Consider the following 16076-nt stretch of genomic DNA (forward strand, 5'->3'; position numbering starts at 1 on the left):
TCATCCGTCATCCGCCGGAGTGAGTGCCTGCTGCATTGCGGGCCAGCCTTTTTAAGCTCGCTCGGTGACTTCGCTGGAGCCTGAAACCCCGCCATTCATCGACGGCGACATCCCGGTCACCGAGGTGATCTCGGTGGCGCCGGGGGCACCGGTGTTCGTGGACACCACCGGACGCCGCAGCCGGCTGCTGCGCCGACTCGCGTACGGGTTCGGCGCCCTGGTGATGCTCTACGGTGGCCTGATCAGCGTGAGCCTGGTCGGCGGCCCGGTGCCGTCCAGCGCCGTGCTGCCGCTGCCCGGCCTCGAGCCCGCGGGCGACACCGGCGAGAAGCGGCCGGCCCCGCCCAGCCCCGCGCCGGCCCCGACGCCCAGCCTCTCGCCGAAGCCGGTGCTTGTCGTCGACGCGCTGCCGCCGCGCGGGAACACCTCGGCGCCCGGGCTCGAGGCCGCCAAGGTCACGTCGGCGACCGCCCGGCCGGTCACCAAGCCGACCGCGACCAAGAAACCGGCCCCGACCGTCCCGCCGAAGCCGGTCCCCTCCGCAAGCCGGCCGGTGGAGTCGACGACCGCGCCCACCACACCGGCCACCACCACGCCGACCACGACGCCGACGAGTCCGACGTCGCCGCCCACCGGCGGGCAGGGCGGCGGCGAGGGTACGCCGATCGCATCCGCCAAGGCCGCGGCCGCGGCGCCCACCAGCGATCTGCCCGAGGCCAGGCCGGCCGAGGTCGAGGCGTGAGCAGCCGCAAACGCCGCCGGGTGCTGCCACCACCCCGGGTCGCGCTCGCCACCCTGCTGGTGGTGATCTTCGTCAGTGTGCTGGTCGTGCAGGCGTACGTGAACTCGGAGTTCACGAGCGACCACGTCGAGTCCGAGGTCGGCGACCAGGACGGCGTCCCGCTGTCGATCCGGGGCGGCGGGCCGGTCATCAACACCACCGGCGGCCAGCAGAGCAGCAGCCGGATGCCGCCGCGCACCATCGCGCTGACCTTCGACGACGGCCCCGACCCGACCTGGACCCCGAAGGTGCTCCAGGTGCTGGCCGAGAACGACGCGCACGCCACCTTCTTCGTGGTCGGCTCCGAGGTGGCCCGCCACCCGGCGCTCACCCGGGAGATCACCAAGGACGGCAACGAGCTCGGCGTGCACACCTTCACCCACCCGAACATGCAGCGGGTCGCGCCCTGGCGGCGCACCCTCGAGCTGTCCCAGACCCAGGTCGTGATCGCCCGCGCCACCGGCGTGCACACCAACCTGGTCCGGTTCCCGTACTCGTCGAAGGCCGACGCGATCGACGACACGAACTGGAAGCTGGTCAAGGAGGTCGGCGAGCAGGGCTACCTGACCGTGGTCAACGACATGGACAGCGAGGACTGGCAGCGACCCGGCGTACCGCAGATCATCCGGAACGCGAGCCCGCCCGGCGAGACCCCGGCGGTGATCCTGTTCCACGACGCCGGCGGCGATCGCTCGCAGACCGTGGCGGCGCTGCGCACGTTCATCCCGATGATGAAGGCCCGGGGCTACGCCTTCACGACGATCACCGAGGGGCTCAACCAGACGATCGCGGAGCGCAATCAGGTCGCGGGCGCGACGCAGGTGCCGCTGCTGGCCGAGAACCCGCCGGCCCCGCGCAGCGACGTGTGGCGCGGCGCCGCCGTGATCGGCACCGTGCGGCTGGCGGACGGGATGCTCTGGCTCATCGCCGGGCTGTTCCTGGTGGTCGGTTCGCTGACCATCGGGCGTACCGGGTTGTTGTTGCTGCTCGCCAGCCGGCACGTGCGGCAGCGCCGCCGACCCGGCTGGACCTGGGGTCCGGAGGTGACCGACCCGGTCTCGGTGATCGTGCCCGCGTACAACGAGAAGGAGGGCATCGAGGCGGCGGTGCGCTCGCTGGCCGGCGGCGACCATCCCGGCGGGATCGAGGTGGTGGTGGTCGACGACGGCTCCACCGACGGGACGGCCGCCCTGGTCGAGCGGATGGGGCTGCCCAACGTACGGGTGGTGCGGGTGCCCAACGGCGGCAAGTCGAACGCGCTGAACATCGGCATCGCGCTGGCGAGGAACGAGCTGATCGTCACCGTCGACGGCGACACCGTCTTCGAGACCGACTCGATCCGGATGCTGGTGCAGGCGTTCGCCGACCCGTCGGTGGGCGCGGTCGCCGGCAACGTCAAGGTCGGCAACCGGGGAAAGATGGTCGCCGCCTGGCAGCACATCGAGTACGTGGTCGGCTTCAACCTCGACCGCCGCCTGTACGAGGTGCTGAACTGCATGCCGACCGTGCCGGGCGCGATCGGCGCGTTCCGCCGCAAGGCCCTCGCCGACGTCGGCGGGATCAGCGACGAGACGCTGGCCGAGGACACCGACGTGACGATGGCGCTGTGCCGGGCCGGCTGGCGGGTGGTGTACGAGGAGCGCGCCCGGGCGTGGACCGAGGCGCCGGCCACCCTGGAGCAGCTGTACCGGCAGCGCTACCGGTGGAGCTACGGAACGATGCAGGCGATGTGGAAGCACCGCCGCTCGCTGTTCGACCACGGCCCGTCCGGCCGGTTCGGCCGGGTGGGGCTGCCGTTCCTGGCCCTGTTCGGGGTGCTGCTGCCGATGCTCGCCCCGGTCGTCGACATCCTGCTGCTGTACGGCCTGGTGTTCTGGGCGCTGGAGAAGACGCTGATCGCCTGGGGCGGGATGCTGGCACTGCAACTGTTCACCGCGGCGGTGGCGTTCCGCTTCGATCGGGAGTCGCTGCGTCCGCTGTGGCGGCTGCCGCTGCAGCAGTTCGCCTACCGGCAGCTGATGTACCTGGTGCTGATGCAGTCGGCGACAACCGCGCTGACCGGCGGCCGGCTGCGCTGGCACAAGCTGCAGCGGGCCGGGCTGGGGCCGCGTTCCGAGCTGGCCCCGCCGCTCGCCCGGGTCGCCCTGGAGTGGGAGCCGGTGGCGCCGGCCGTGGACACCTGGCCGTCGACGATCGGCCAGGACCGGCCGTCGCTGCACCCGGCGGCCGGACGCGCCACGACGACGCCCGTACCGGTGCAGACGCGGTCCGATCCCGAAGACCTCCCGTCAGCCGGCTCGCCCCCGGGTGGCGGCTCCGGCCCGGTCTACTCCGGGTGACGAGGGGTCCGTACCCGTCCGTCCTGCAGCCGGACGGGTACGGGCTCCTTGGGCAAGCTTTCTAGGCCGCCATCAGGTCGGCGATCTGGGCCGGCGAGGTGGGCTCCGCGAACGGGAAGACCAAGTGCAGCGAGGTGCCGTCGCCGGGCCGGTCGGAGAGCGCGACCGTGGCGTGGTGCGCGTCCAGGATCTTCTTGGCCACGGCCAGGCCGCGGTCCGGGCCGGGGATCTCCGACGGGTTCGCGATCGCACCGTAGAAGAGGTGCGGGAACAGTTCGGGGCGCATGCCGTCGGGCAGGTCCATGTCGTCGAGGCGGACGGCCGGGCCCGACTCGATCTCGGTGCCGACCCGTACCCGGCCGCCGGACGGCGTGTACTTCACGGCCGCGAACAGCAGGTGGGTGAGGACCTGCTCGAGGCGTACCGGATCGGCGATGATCGGCAGCGCCGTGCCGCCGGCCTGGTTGAGGATCCAGATCTGCTTGGTCGCCGCGATCGGCCGCACCGACTCGACTGCCCGCTGGGTGATCCGGGTCAGATCGATCTGCCGCATGTGCAGGCTCTCGCTGCCGATCCCGGCCTCGGCCATCGTGGTCAGATGCTGCACCAGGTCGAGGAAGCCGCGGATGTGCCCGGCGGTGGCCCGGCCGACCAGCTCGGCCATCTCGACGTCGTGGAACCCGGTGCTGCCCAGCTTGTCGAGGTACGCCGAGATCAGCCGCAGCGGCGCCCGCAGGTCCCCGCCGACCAGGCCGGCCAGGTCGTCCTTGCGCCGCTCCAGCTCCTGCAGCCGGGCCGTGGTGTTGGCCAGCGCGATGGCGTGCCGGCGCATCTCCATCTGGGTGGTGACCTGCCGAGCCAGCGCGCGCAGCGCCTGCACCTGCTCGTTGTCGAGATGGCGCGGCCGGTTGTCGAACACGCAGAGCGTGCCGAGCGCGTACCCCTCGGTGGTGATCAGTGGAGCGCCGGCGTAGAACCGGATGCCGCCCTCCATGTCGACCGACGGGTTGTCCGCGAAGCGGGAGTCCGTGGCAGCGTCCGGGACGACGAGCAGATCGCGGCCGAGGATCGCGTGCGCGCTGAAGGATTGGTCGCGCGGGGTTTCGGTGAGGTCGGTGCCGACCCGCGCCTTGAACCACTGCCGATCGGTGTCAACCAGGGTGACCAGGGACATCGGCGCGTCGCACACCTTCGCGGCGAGCGTCGCGATGTCGTCGAAGTCCTGCTCCGGGGCGCTGTCGAGGATGTCGAGCGAGTAGAGGGCAGCGAGACGATCGGTTTCGTTGTCGGGCAGGGGAGCTTTCATGCGTCACCTCCGAAGACTTGGCTTCAGAGATACCACCCGAAAGTAGCATTTTTCGGGTTTCACCCAACAAAAAGGTCTGAGGTCTGTCCTTTTCCGGTGAGTGAGTGCTCGGCGACCGGCCAGCCGAGCAGCGTCCGCAGCTCCTCCGGCCCGGCCAGCTCGTCGGCGCCCAACTCGGCCCGGGCGCTCCGGTAGCCGGCCGCCACGTCCGGGTCGTAGCCGTAGACCTCGGGCCACTGCCGGTGCAGGCGCGGCTCGCCGCCGAAGGTCATGTCGCCGTTCTCCAGCACCATCGGGTCGCCGTAGACCGCGCTCTGGCAGCCGGCCAGCAGGCCGTACCAGATCGCGCTGCACAGCCGGTTGGAGACCACGCGGCGGTGCCGGCGCAGCTCGGCCAGCTGGCGCACCAGGAAATCGCGGTCGTGGTCGCGCCACCAGAAGCCACGGTAGCCGTGGCAGATCACCCGGAAGCCGGCGTCCTCGTACAGCCGGCGGATCGCCCGCACCCGGTGCTCGTTCCAGTACAGGCAGACGGTGATCGGGCCGGACTCGTGCGCCTTGATCTCGTCGATCAGCCGCCGGTGGTCGCCCATCACCTCCTGCCCCTCCCAGCCGTGGAACGGGTAGAAGATCGTGCCCTCGCGCCGCAGGTCGGCCGGTTCCGGCTCCAATTCCAGCAGGTACGCGAACGGGGAGCCGACCACCACGGCGTTGCGCCGCCCCTGCGACCAGGCCCGGCGGCGCACCTGCTCGGACCAGATCAGCAGCGGACTGCCGTCGACGAACGGCACGCCCGGGGCCATGCCGTCACCGATGTTCCACCCGTGCTGCAGGTAGCCCTTGATCCGCGGCGGGTGCAGCGGGTCGGGCAGCTCGCAGTACCGGGCCAGCACGTGGGCGTGCCCGTAGTAGTAGTTCGCGTGATGCATACCCTCACCGACCCCGGTATCCCGTCGGAAAACCGAGCGGTTACGTTCGGTCCCGGCGTTGGATGGTACCGGGTCCGCCCAGGTGGACCACGACGGAACGGAAGCGCGAGCGATGAGGATCAATGAGCGCGGTGGCTACCGCCAGTCCGCGCTGGTGCTCGGCACCGCCCAGCTCGGCGGCGCGTACGGCATCGCCAACCGCACCGGCGTGCCCGGCCCGGCGGCGATCGCCCGGATTCTCGCTACCGCGCGCGAGCTGGGCGTCACCCACCTCGACACGGCCCGCGCGTACGGCGAGAGCGAGCAGCGGATCGGCGCCGTCGAGCACGGCCTCTCGGTGATCACCAAGGTGGCACCCGGCGGCCCGGTGCGCGCCAGCGTCGACGCCAGCCGCGCGGCCCTGCGCCCGGCCGGCCCGCTGACCATCCTGCTGCACCGCGCGGCCGACGCCGAGGACTGCTGGACCGAGCTGCGCCACTGCCTGGAGACCGGCGAGGCGGACCGGATCGGCGTCTCGGTGCAGTCGCCGGACGAGCTGCGCCGGGCGCTGGAGCTGCCCGGCCTCGGCTACGTCCAGCTGCCGTGCAACATCCTCGACCGGCGCTGGCTCGACGTGGACCTGAGCGGACGGCCCGATCTCGTGGTGACGGTGCGCAGCGCGTACCTGCAAGGTCTGCTCGTCGCCGGCACCGCGGTGCCCTGGCCGAACCTGCCCGACCCGGACCGCGACGCGGTGGTCGCGACCCTGGACAAGCTCGCGGCCGACCTCGGCCGCGAGGGCCGCGCCGATCTCTGCCTCGCCTACCTGCTGTCGCTGCCGTGGGTGACCTCGCTGGTGGTGGGCGCGGAGACCGAGGAGCAACTGCGGGCGAACGCGGCGCTGATCGACCGCGAGCCGCTGACCGAGACCGAGCGTGAGCGGGTGCTGGGCACGCTGCCCGAGATGCCGGTGGAGCTGCTCGACCCGAGCCGGTGGTCGAAGTGACCACTCTCGACGAACTCTTCGGCCTGCGCGGCAAGGTCGCGGTGGTCACCGGCGCGACCGGCCGGCTCGGCCCGGTGATGGCCGAGGCGCTGGCCGGCGCCGGGGCCACGGTCTGGCTGGTCGGCCGCGACCAGTCCAAGTTGGACGCGCTCGCGGCGGAGCTCGGCTGTCGCGCCGCCCGCTGCGACGTAACCGTCGACGAGGATGTGGCCGCGCTCGGCGAGACGCTGCGGCGCGACGGCGGCCGGCTCGACGTCCTGGTGCACAACGCCCACGTCGGCCGGGGCGGCTCGCTGCGATCCGCCAAGCCGGCCGACTATCTGGCGGCGGCCGATCTCGCCCTGGCCGCCTTCCAGCGCCTGCTCGACGCGACCCGCGACCTGCTGGTCGCCGCGGCCGCCGACAGCTCCCCCGCGGTGATCGCGGTGGCGTCGATGTACGGCGTGGTCAGCCCCAAGCCACACCTGTACTCGACGCCCGAGGCCGGCAACCCGCCGTACTACGGCGCGGTCAAGGCCGGTCTGATCCAGCTCGCCCGGTACGCCGCGGTCGAGCTCGGCCCCGCCGGGGTACGCGTCAACTGCGTCACCCCCGGCGCCTTCCCGGGCGGCGGCGAGCCGGAACTGCTCTCGCGGCTCGGCCGGCAGACCCCCCTGGGCCGGGTGGGCGATCCGGCGGAGATCGCCACCTCGGTGCTCTATCTGGCCTCGCCGCGCAGCAGCTACGTCACCGGCGCCAACGTCGTCGTCGACGGCGGCTGGACCGCCTGGTAGCGACCCTAGGCGGCCGCGGTCACGTGGCAGGTCATCGACTCGTCGGCGTCCAGCAGCGTGCTCTGCTCGACCGCCTTCGTGTCACCGGCACCGATGTCGCGCACCAGCACGGTGTCCGCGTCGATCAGCTTGCCGTCCTTGTCGTCGTACTCGACCCGGATGGTCGCCGTCTGGGTGCTGGAGCCGTTGTTGTGCACCGAGAGCCCGACGGTGGCGACGCTGCCGCTGGATTGGCACTTGGTCACCTTGACGTCGAAGCCGCTCCCCGACGACGGCCAGAAGAAGTAGGCAAGGAGACCGACCACCGCCAAGGCGGCCGCGGCGATCGCCCATTTGGCGCCCGACCCGGACCGCTGCACCGGCGGCGGCTGATACCGGTTTTCCGAGGTCGACGCGTGATGCGTCGGCTGCCAGCCCTCGCCGGTCGGCAGGGCCTGCTGCGCGGGCGGTTCCCAGCCCGGGCGGGTCGGCAGCTGACGGGACTCGGACGCCCAGCCGGGCTGCTGCCCACCGTAGGAGGGTTGGCCGCCGTACGAGGGTTGGCCGCCGTAGGGCGGTTGCTGCTCGCCGGGGTAGGGCGGTTGCTGCTCGCTCGGGTGGTGCGGTTGCTGCTCGCTGGGGTAGCCCGGCCGTTGACCTCCGGGCGGAGACCACCGATCGGGCGACGGTGGGTAGTCCTGGGGCGGATTCGCGTAAGACATCGAGCATCCTTGCACGATGGGTGTGGGGGCGCTCACAGCCTGGCCTTCAAAACGATCCCCGTCGAGAGTCCGACCACAGACTCATATGATCGTCAAGAGAAACTAGATGATCGTATGAAGTCCACCAGCCCACCCGCCGCGAACCGCATTCGCCGGCAAGCCGGAAGCGGAAGCAGGACTACATCACGAAACCCACCAGTAACACAATCCCGGAGAGCAACCGCAAGCAAACGTATACGTAACCCCACCCGCCACCCGCTCGTTAGACCACGGCATTCAAGCGGACCGTCCCACCCACCAGGCAAGCGCAACCATCAGTCCCAGCGCGCCCACGGTGATGCAGCGCAACCATCAGTCCCAGCGCACCCACGGTGATGCAGCGCAACCATCAGTCCCAGCGCACCCACGGTGATGCAGCGCAACCATCAGTCCCAGCGCACCCACGGTGATGCAGCGCAACCATCAGTCCCAGCGCACCCACGGTGATGCGGGGTCTCCGGGGGCTCGGCCCCCGGAGCAGATATGACGAGGCGACCAGGTTCGCGCTTCCCGCGAACACATGGCCGCCATCGACTCGTGGAGCTGAGGGGATTTGAACCCCTGACCCCCTCGATGCGAACGAGGTGCGCTACCAGTCTGCGCCACAGCCCCTCGACGGGCGCTGCCCGTCGAACGGAGAAAGGCTAACAGGTCATCGGGTCCAGCCGCGAACCGCCCCCCGGCTTCACGCCGTGTGGTGCCGGCCCCCGGCCTCGTACGCCCGCCCGCGCAATCCACCCGCCCGCCGATAGGAGACCGAGGCCGCAGCCGGCAGCTCCGACGGGTCCCGGTCCAACCCCATCGCCGCCCGCCGCACCGCCTCCCGCTGGGCCGCCAGCCGCCGCTGCGCCTCGCGCCGGGCCGCGGCCCGGCGCGCCTGCTCGCGCCGTACCTCGGCCTGCCGCGCGGCCAGCCACGCGGCCTCCCGGGCCTCGATCCGCCGGCGCCGGCGATCCGCCAGCGCCCGGTTGCGCAGATGCACCAGGTACAGCAGCAGCAGCGTCCCGGTGACCGCGAACCCGATCCAGAATCCCGGTCCCACGGTCAGCACGCCAATCAGCTCGATCACGTTGAGCAGCAGCAGCGCCGCGAACACCCGGCGGCGGCGCACCACGGCCGGTGTGTGCCGCCGGGGCGGGACGCGGCGGGCCGGCCGTTTGCCGGTGACCAGGCGGAGCCGGCGCTGCGGCGACTGATCACCGGAGGCTGAGGACGGGGCCGGGACCGTAACCGTGACCGTCCGCCCGGGGTTGATCGGTCGGCGTCCGGGCACGGTGCGGCGACGGCGGCGGCGCTGCAGCACCCGCGCCGTCGACGACGCCCGCTCCGCGGCCAGCCGCTCGGTGGCGTCGTACCGGCGCACGAGCGCCGGTGCGAGGGCGAGCAGTCCGGCCGCGGCGAGGACGGCGAGGAGCACCGAGGTCGGCACCCTCACCCCTCCCGTCAGCTATGCGCGGTCCTACCGGTAAACAAGGCGGACCGCAAGACCCAATCTCCCCGAGGCTACGGGCGCGAGCTGCGGAAATGGGCGCGCCGCGCCGGGCGCGTCACGCTCGGAAGATCATGGCGTCAAGCGCGTACGCGACGCCAGCGGGCCAGCAGACCGCCCTCGGCGGCCACCTCCTCGCTGGTCAGGGCGTATCCAAGATGGTCGCGCCAGCCGCCGTCGATGTGCATGTACCGCTGGTGGTACGCCTCCTCGCGGAAGCCGAGCTTCTCCACCACGCGGCGGGACGGGCGGTTCTCCGGGCGGATGTTGACCTCGATCCGGTGCAGCCCGCCGGGGCCGAAGGCGTGGTCGACGGCGAGCGCCAGCGCCGTCGGGATCACCCCGCGGCCGGCGACCCGGGCGTCCACCCAGTAGCCCGCGTACGCCGAGCTGAACGCCCGCCGCACGATGTTTCCCAGGTTGATGTGCCCGACGAGCCGGCCCTCGAGGCAGACCGCGAACGGCATGCTCTCGCCGCGCCGGGCCGAGCGCTTCATGTCCTGGTAGACGTAGGCGTAGGCGCGGGTCGAGTTCATCTCGGCCCACGGACCGGGCGGCGACGACTCCCACGGCGCGAGCCATTTCTGATTGGCGATGCGCACCTCGGACCAGGCGCGCGCGTCGCCCCGCTTGTAGGGCCGCAGCAGCACCGGGCCGTCAGCCAGGACGGCGGGCCATCCCGGCGTGGACCCCAGCATCATCGCCTCCGGTCGAGGAGTAACACGTCTACGGTCGAGCCGGCGGCCGCCGTGGTGACCCGCTCGCCGAGCACCAGCAGGCCGTTGGCCTCGGCCAGGCCGGAGAGAGTGTACGGCCCACCGGCGAGCGGCTGCACCGTGTAGCCGCCACCGCGCCGCTCGGCCACGTGAGCGGGGCGGAACTCGCGCAGCCCGCCGGGGGACGAGACGGTCTCCAGCAGGTGGGCCTTGACGCTGGGGCGGAACACCGGCTCGGCCCCGGCCAGCAGCTGGATGACCGGGCGGCCCAGCACCTCGAAGCCGATCAGCGCGGAGCCGGGCTCGCCGGGCAGGCAGACGACCGGCACCTCTTCGCCGCCGACGGTGCCGAAGCCCAGGGTCGCGCCCGGGGAGAGCGCCACGCCGGTGAACTCGACCGCGCCCCGGCCCGGATCGCGGCGGGACAGCACCCGGCGCAGCATGTCGCCGGGCCCGGTGCCGGTGCCGCCGGTCGTGATGATCAGGTCGGCCCGCAGCGTCTGGTCCTCCAGCAGGCCGCGCAGGCCCTCCGGGTCGTCGTCGCAGATCCCGATCCGGTACGCGAGGGCGCCCGCCTCGACCGCGGCCGCGGTGAGCGCGTGCGAGTTCGCGTCGACGACCTGCCCGGGCTGGCTGGGCCGGCCCACGTCGACCAGTTCGTCGCCGGTCGCCACCACCACGACCCGGGGGCTGGGCCGCACGATCACGTGCCCGATGCCGGATGCAGCAAAGGTCGCCACCATGGCCGGGGTCACGTAGGTGCCGGCCGCGGCGAGCAGCTGACCGGCGGCCAGCTCCTCGCCCGTACGCCGGACCCCGGACCCGCGCTTGGGCGCGTGCAGGATCTCGACGGCCGCCATGCCCTGGTCGGTCCAGTGCACCGGGACGACCACGTCGGCGCCGATCGGCAGCGGCGCGCCGGCCGCCACCGAGAAGCAGGTGCCCGGGGTGAGCCGCACCGGCCGCCAGCTGGCCGCGCCGAGGTCACCGACGACGTTGAGCCGGATCGGCCGCGGCCCGCCCTCGAACTTGCCGAAGGACGGGTGCGAGCCGACCCGGCCGGCCGCCGCGAGGTCCTCCCATCGGGCCGCGTATCCGTCGATCGCGGCCTGGTCGAAGGCGGGGTACGGGTGCGGGGCGAGCACGTCCCCGGCGAGCACGTTGCCGTGCGCCTGGGTGAGGTCGAGGTCGAGCGGAGGCAGCGCGCGGAGCCTGCGCAGCACGCTGCCCAGGTATTCGGCGAGAGGCATCAGCTCGTTGGCGGCCGCCTCGGCATCGGCCGTGGCCGTCATCCCTTCGCACCGCCGGCGACGAACTCGGCCAGCCAGCCGCGGAACTCCTCGCCGAGGTCGGGCCGCTGGCTGGCGAGCATGACCACGGCCTGCAGGTAGCCGAGCGGCATTCCGGTGTCGTACCGGTAGCCGCGGTAGACGATGCCGTGCACCGGTACGCCGTCGGCGAGCAGCTGGGCCATCGCGTCGGTCAGCTGGATCTCGCCGCCGCTGCCCGGCTTGGTGTTCTCGATGGCCTCGAAGATCGCGGCCGGCAGGATGTACCGGCCGAGCACGGCCAGGTTGCTCGGCGCCTCCTCCGGGGACGGCTTCTCGACCAGGCCGGTCACCTCGACGATGTCCTCGCCGAGGGTGGAGGGCGCCACCGAGGCGATGCCGTAGCGGGAGGTCTCCTCCGGCTTGACCTCCATGAAGGCGAGCACGATGCCGCCGGTGCGGGCCTGCAGGTCGAGCATCGCCGGCAGCAGCGGCTTGTCCTCCTCGACGAACTCGTCGCCGAGCAGCACCGCGAACGGGTTCTCGCCGACGTGCGAGGCGGCGACGCCGACCGCGTGGCCGAGGCCGAGCGGCTCACCCTGGCGGCAGGTGTAGATGTCGGCGAGCTCACTGGTGCGGCGCACGGCGGCGAGACGCTCGAGGTCGCCCTTCTCCTCGAGCCGCTGCTCGACATCGGGCCGGCGGTCGAAGTGGTCCACCATGGAGGTCTTGCCGCGCCCGGTCACCAGCAGCACGTCGGTGATCCCGGCGGCGGCGGCCTCTTCGACGATGTACTGCAGGACGGGCCGGTCGACGACCGGCAGCAGCTCCTTGGGCACCGCCTTGGTGGCCGGTAGGAATCGGGTGGCAAGGCCGGCCGCGGGAATGACGGCCTTGACCGCCCGGCGGCCGGTCGTGTGCGCGTTCGGGGTCATCGAGGTCACCGCACCTTCGCTCAGATCGTGCCCGGACATTCCGCGAGACTATCGGCCGCGCGCCTGACGCGGCGGCTGTGGCCCTCCACCGGACCCCGTACCAGAGTCAAAATTCGCTTTCCGTACGCGGTCCGCGGTGTCCGCGAGACGATAGGTGTCCCGCCCGGCGCTCTTGGCCGCGTACAGCGCGTCGTCGGCGGCCTGGAGCACCTCCTGGGCCGTCTTGCCGTGCTCGGGAAAGACCGCCACCCCGATCGACACGGTCACCGGTATGACGCCGCCCACATCGATCGACACCGGGCGATCCCGGACGGCCGCTCCGAGCCGCTCGGCGACGATCACCCCGCCGTACGCGTCGGTCTCCGGCAGCAGCACCACGAATTCCTCCCCGCCCTGGCGGAAGGCCACGTCCACCTCACGCAGCCCGATCCGGATCCGCCGGGCGAACTCGCCCAGCACCGCGTCCCCGGCGGCGTGCCCGTACGTGTCGTTGACCTCCTTGAAGTGGTCCAGGTCGAGCACCAGCACGGCCAGCATGCGGCCGAACCGGCTGGCCCGTTCCACCTCCCGGCGCACCGACTCGCGAAGACAACGGTAGTTCCACAGGCCGGTGAGCGGGTCGGTGAGCGACAACCGCTGCGCCTCCTCGTGCATCCGCACGTTGTGCACGGCCACCCCGGCCTGCCCGGCGAAGGTCCGCAGCGTGTGCAGATCCGCGTCGTCGAAGTCTTCGCCGCCGACCCGGTCATAGAGGGCGAGCACGCCGAGCGTCGCCGGCCCGCCTTCACCCGGCCGGAGCGGATCGTCAGCGTCCAGTCCTACGGACGGCGCGGAGAACCCGTGCCCTCGGGGGGCCTGGATCGGCACCGCGAGATAGGTGCGGCAGGGCGGCTCGGCCTCGGCGATCGTGCCGTGCCCGCGCCGGGGCTCGCCGCCGGCCGCCACCTCGCCGAGCACGCCCGAGCCGACCGGCAGCCGCAGCGCGCCGAGCTCGGCCTCGGGCACGTCCCAGGCACCGGTCAGGCCGATCGCGGTGTGTGCCACCAGGTGCCCGCCGACCGGGTCGAGCAGCAGCACCAGGCCGGCCCGGGCGCCGGTCGCGGCCAGTGCGGTGCGCAGGATCACCTGCAGGATCCGGTCGACGTCGTGGGTGCTGGACAGCGTCTCGCCGAGGATCGCCAGGTGACCGCGGAGCTGGTCGCGGCTGGCGGTGAGCGCCCGCACGTACGCCTTGAGCTCGCGAGTCATCCGGTTGAAGGTGGCGGCCAGCCGGCCCAGCTCGTCGGGGCGCACGATCGGCACCCGGGTGTCCAGGTCGCCGCCGGCCACCTGATCGGCGGCCCAGGCCAGATCGCCCAGCGGCCGGGTGGTCGAGTGCGCCAGCCAGCGCGCCACGAGAATGGCGGCAGTCCCCGCGGCCAGCACGACGGTGACCAGGACGGCGTACAGGAAATGCGGTTTGGGGTGCGGGACGGTGACGGTGAGTCGCAGCGGCTCGCCCGGCCCCGCGCTCAGCTCGCGTCCGTTCGGCCCGGCTTGACCGCCGAGGGTGACGTGCGCGCCGCTGACCGCTCCGAGCCGCTCGAGGAAGGCGGCGTCGACCGTCTGCGTCGCGGTGATCGCGTACGTGTCGACCACGGTGCTGGCGGCGATCGCGCCGGCCGGGCCGTCGGTGGGCGCCGCGCAGTCCTGCCAGTTGTCGCCGGCGCCGGCCGGTTTGGATCGGCTGCCGGCCCCGATCGGCGTCGCCGGGACGATCCGGATGTCGGTGGCCAGGCCGCGGGCGACGAGCTGGCCGGCGACCGCGGACCGCTCGCCGGCGGGCACCACGGCGACGGCGTCCGCGGCGCCCTGCAGCTGGCGGCAGATGGCCGAGATACCGGTCCGCACGGTCGACGCGGCATGATCGAGCCGGTCGGCCGCCCGGTTCCGGCTCACCGTGGCGACGGTCAGGGCGACAAAGATGGACCCGAGCAGGACCGGACCGAGTACGACCACCAGGAACGCGGCGGTCAGCCGGCCACGTAGCGTCACGCATCCTCCCGGGAGTGGCCCTATTTGGAGCGATGCTGACATAGTGTGCGCCGTTTGCCGCTTTTTGGAAGGGGGTGTTGCATGTCCGATTTAACCGGGGACGAAGAAGGATCACACGCAGCCAAGACCGCGCTGCGCAGTCGCCTGATTACCGCACGACGGGCGCTTACTCCGCGCGATCGGTCACTCCTCGCCGAACAACTTCAAGATCAAATTCTTGCTTTCGTACGTCGTGAGCACCCCGCCACGATCGCCGCCTACGTCCCGGTCGGCTCCGAGCCCGGCGGCCCCGATCTGCCCTCGGTCCTGGGCGAGCACGCCCGGGTCCTGCTACCGGTCCTGCTCCCGGACAACGACCTGGACTGGGCCGTCTTCACCGGGTCGGTGGCGCCCGGCCCCCGCGGCCTGCAGGAGCCCACCGGGCCGCGGCTCGGCGTCGCCGCGCTGACCTCGGCCGATCTGGTGCTGGTGCCGGCGCTGGCGGTCGACCGGTCGGGGAATCGGATGGGGCGCGGCGGTGGTTCCTATGACCGAGCGCTCGCCCGGCTCTCCGGTTCCCGCCCGCTGATCCTCGCCCTCCTGCACGAGGGCGAGCTCGTCGAGGCGGTCCCGGCCGAGCCGCACGACCGCCCGGTGCACGGTGTGATCACACCTCGTGGTGGCTTGACTCTCAACCGCGCAGCCGAGTGGACGAAATGACCTCCGATGGCGCAACATTGGCACTCGGAGTTGGCGAGTGCCAGCAGCCGACAGATCCGGAGGAGCCGTGCCCACCTACCAGTACGCCTGCACCGAGTGCGGTCACCAGCTCGAGGCGGTCCAGTCGTTCTCCGACGCGGCGCTCGTCGAGTGCCCGAACTGCCAGGGCAAGCTGCGCAAGGTCTTCAACTCGGTCGGCATCGTCTTCAAGGGCACCGGCTTCTACCGCAACGACTCCCGCTCGGGCGGCGTGAGCGCGGAGAAGGCGAACGGCTCGGACACCAAGTCGGACGCCAAGAAGGCGGACTCCACGTCGTCGACGTCCTCGTCGACGTCGTCCTCGACCTCGTCGTCCTCGTCGACGTCCAGCTCGTCGTCCTCGACCCCGGCCGCCGCCGCTTCCTGATCACTCTGGCGGCCGCGGGTTTGTGATCGTTCCCGCGGCTTTGTGATCGTTCCGGCGGCCGTGGCTTGGTGATCGCTCTGGCCGCCGCGGCCTCGTGCTGCCGCGGGCGATCTTGATCCGGCTCGGCCGAGCCGATCACCAGTGCGGCGGGCGGTCCTCCCAGAGTCGCTCGTCGTTGGTGTCGCCGCGCTCGCCCCAGCCCCGCTCGGTGTCGTCCCGGGTCTGGTCGGGCAGCACCGCCGCCTCCTCCGACTCGAAGTCCACCTCGCGTTCGGCGTCGTTGTCGCGCTCAGGCTCATCCAGGATGTCCACGGCTACGAGGGTAAGCCGCGCCGCTGCGCCCGTCTTCCCCCTTCGGCTGTACCGTCGGTGAACGTGAGCTCCCCCACCGGCTTCCCGGACGACGCCTACTGGCAGCGACCCGATCCGGCCGCCAGCCCGCCCGCCACCCCGCCGGTCACTCCACCCACCCCGGGCGATGACTACCAGGGGCCGCCGCGCACCGACCCGGCCGCGGCCGGCTGGCGGCCACAGACGATCTCCCAGCCCCCGCCGCCACGCGCGCTGCCGCCGCAGGACATGGACGCGCTCGACGACGCCGAGGGCTCGGCTCGCACCGTCACGTACGGCGTCGGGCTGGTCGCCGGGGCGATCGCGCTGATCCTGATCTGCCTGC

At 72.3% G+C, this 16076-nt stretch carries 16 protein-coding genes and 1 tRNA gene; 7 read left to right on the plus strand and 10 right to left on the minus strand.

The window, feature by feature from the left end; genetic code table 11:
* Window positions 1–64 precede the first annotated feature (64 nt).
* Both ODJ79_RS23905 and ODJ79_RS23910 read left to right on the plus strand, forming a co-directional pair.
* Window positions 65–742, plus strand: a complete 678-nt coding sequence (locus ODJ79_RS23905; RefSeq protein WP_263025782.1) for a hypothetical protein — start codon at window positions 65–67, stop codon at window positions 740–742.
* Window positions 739–3120 (plus strand): bifunctional polysaccharide deacetylase/glycosyltransferase family 2 protein, encoded by a 2382-nt coding sequence (locus ODJ79_RS23910; protein ID WP_263025783.1) that lies wholly within the window; start codon window positions 739–741, stop codon window positions 3118–3120. Before ODJ79_RS23905 ends, ODJ79_RS23910 begins: the two co-directional genes overlap by 4 nt.
* A 61-nt stretch (window positions 3121–3181) precedes the next feature.
* Here the strand turns inward: ODJ79_RS23910 and ODJ79_RS23915 are convergent, their stop codons facing one another.
* Together ODJ79_RS23915 and ODJ79_RS23920 are read right to left on the minus strand one after the other, a co-directional pair.
* The gene (locus tag ODJ79_RS23915) at window positions 3182–4426 is read right to left on the minus strand and encodes a GAF domain-containing sensor histidine kinase (RefSeq protein WP_263025784.1); all 1245 of its coding nucleotides are present in this window, start codon (window positions 4424–4426) and stop codon (window positions 3182–3184) included.
* A 59-nt stretch (window positions 4427–4485) separates the two neighbouring features.
* The gene (locus ODJ79_RS23920) at window positions 4486–5355 is read right to left on the minus strand and encodes a hypothetical protein (RefSeq protein WP_263025785.1); all 870 of its coding nucleotides are present in this window, start codon (window positions 5353–5355) and stop codon (window positions 4486–4488) included.
* A 112-nt stretch (window positions 5356–5467) separates the two neighbouring features.
* Between ODJ79_RS23920 and ODJ79_RS23925 the strand changes: the two genes are divergently transcribed.
* Both ODJ79_RS23925 and ODJ79_RS23930 read left to right on the plus strand, forming a co-directional pair.
* Complete coding sequence (locus ODJ79_RS23925; RefSeq protein ID WP_263025786.1) at window positions 5468–6340, plus strand: aldo/keto reductase; 873 nt, start codon at window positions 5468–5470, stop codon at window positions 6338–6340.
* Window positions 6337–7113 carry an SDR family NAD(P)-dependent oxidoreductase gene (locus ODJ79_RS23930; RefSeq protein WP_263025787.1) on the plus strand — a complete coding sequence of 259 codons (777 nt, stop codon included), beginning with the start codon at window positions 6337–6339 and terminating at the stop codon, window positions 7111–7113. Before ODJ79_RS23925 ends, ODJ79_RS23930 begins: the two co-directional genes overlap by 4 nt.
* Window positions 7114–7118: 5 nt before the next feature.
* On the opposite strand, the gene ODJ79_RS23935 is transcribed toward ODJ79_RS23930, so the two are convergent.
* The 7 genes from ODJ79_RS23935 to ODJ79_RS23965 form a co-directional block, all read right to left on the minus strand.
* Window positions 7119–7814, minus strand: a complete 696-nt coding sequence (locus ODJ79_RS23935; RefSeq protein WP_263025788.1) for an FxLYD domain-containing protein — start codon at window positions 7812–7814, stop codon at window positions 7119–7121.
* A 577-nt stretch (window positions 7815–8391) separates the two neighbouring features.
* Window positions 8392–8465, minus strand: a tRNA-Ala gene (locus ODJ79_RS23940).
* A gap of 73 nt (window positions 8466–8538) precedes the next feature.
* Window positions 8539–9282 carry a hypothetical protein gene (locus ODJ79_RS23945; protein ID WP_263025789.1) on the minus strand — a complete coding sequence of 248 codons (744 nt, stop codon included), beginning with the start codon at window positions 9280–9282 and terminating at the stop codon, window positions 8539–8541.
* A gap of 140 nt (window positions 9283–9422) precedes the next feature.
* Complete coding sequence (locus ODJ79_RS23950) at window positions 9423–10043, minus strand: GNAT family N-acetyltransferase (protein WP_263025790.1); 621 nt, start codon at window positions 10041–10043, stop codon at window positions 9423–9425.
* Complete coding sequence (glp, locus tag ODJ79_RS23955) at window positions 10040–11350, minus strand: gephyrin-like molybdotransferase Glp (protein ID WP_263025791.1); 1311 nt, start codon at window positions 11348–11350, stop codon at window positions 10040–10042. The genes ODJ79_RS23950 and glp overlap by 4 nt, the downstream gene beginning before the upstream one ends.
* Window positions 11347–12261 carry a UTP--glucose-1-phosphate uridylyltransferase gene (locus ODJ79_RS23960; RefSeq protein ID WP_263025804.1) on the minus strand — a complete coding sequence of 305 codons (915 nt, stop codon included), beginning with the start codon at window positions 12259–12261 and terminating at the stop codon, window positions 11347–11349. Before ODJ79_RS23960 ends, glp begins: the two co-directional genes overlap by 4 nt.
* Window positions 12262–12309: 48 nt before the next feature.
* Window positions 12310–14295, minus strand: a complete 1986-nt coding sequence (locus ODJ79_RS23965) for a sensor domain-containing diguanylate cyclase (protein ID WP_263025792.1) — start codon at window positions 14293–14295, stop codon at window positions 12310–12312.
* An 81-nt stretch (window positions 14296–14376) separates the two neighbouring features.
* Here ODJ79_RS23965 and ODJ79_RS23970 point away from each other — a divergent pair, with 81 nt between their 5' ends.
* Together ODJ79_RS23970 and ODJ79_RS23975 are read left to right on the plus strand one after the other, a co-directional pair.
* Window positions 14377–14994 (plus strand): 5-formyltetrahydrofolate cyclo-ligase, encoded by a 618-nt coding sequence (locus tag ODJ79_RS23970; protein ID WP_263025793.1) that lies wholly within the window; start codon window positions 14377–14379, stop codon window positions 14992–14994.
* Window positions 14995–15061: 67 nt separating this feature from the next.
* Window positions 15062–15400 carry an FmdB family zinc ribbon protein gene (locus ODJ79_RS23975; protein ID WP_263025794.1) on the plus strand — a complete coding sequence of 113 codons (339 nt, stop codon included), beginning with the start codon at window positions 15062–15064 and terminating at the stop codon, window positions 15398–15400.
* Window positions 15401–15535: 135 nt separating this feature from the next.
* Here ODJ79_RS23975 and ODJ79_RS23980 read toward each other — a convergent pair whose 3' ends face one another.
* Entirely contained in the window at window positions 15536–15712 is a 177-nt protein-coding gene (locus ODJ79_RS23980) for a hypothetical protein (protein WP_263025795.1), read from the minus strand.
* Window positions 15713–15775: 63 nt separating this feature from the next.
* Here ODJ79_RS23980 and ODJ79_RS23985 point away from each other — a divergent pair.
* A partial coding sequence (locus ODJ79_RS23985) for a translation initiation factor 2 (RefSeq protein WP_263025796.1) occupies window positions 15776–16076 on the plus strand: 301 nt, incomplete at its 3' end.

The organism is Actinoplanes sp. KI2 (assembly GCF_025630775.1).
Lineage (GTDB): Bacteria > Actinomycetota > Actinomycetes > Mycobacteriales > Micromonosporaceae > Actinoplanes.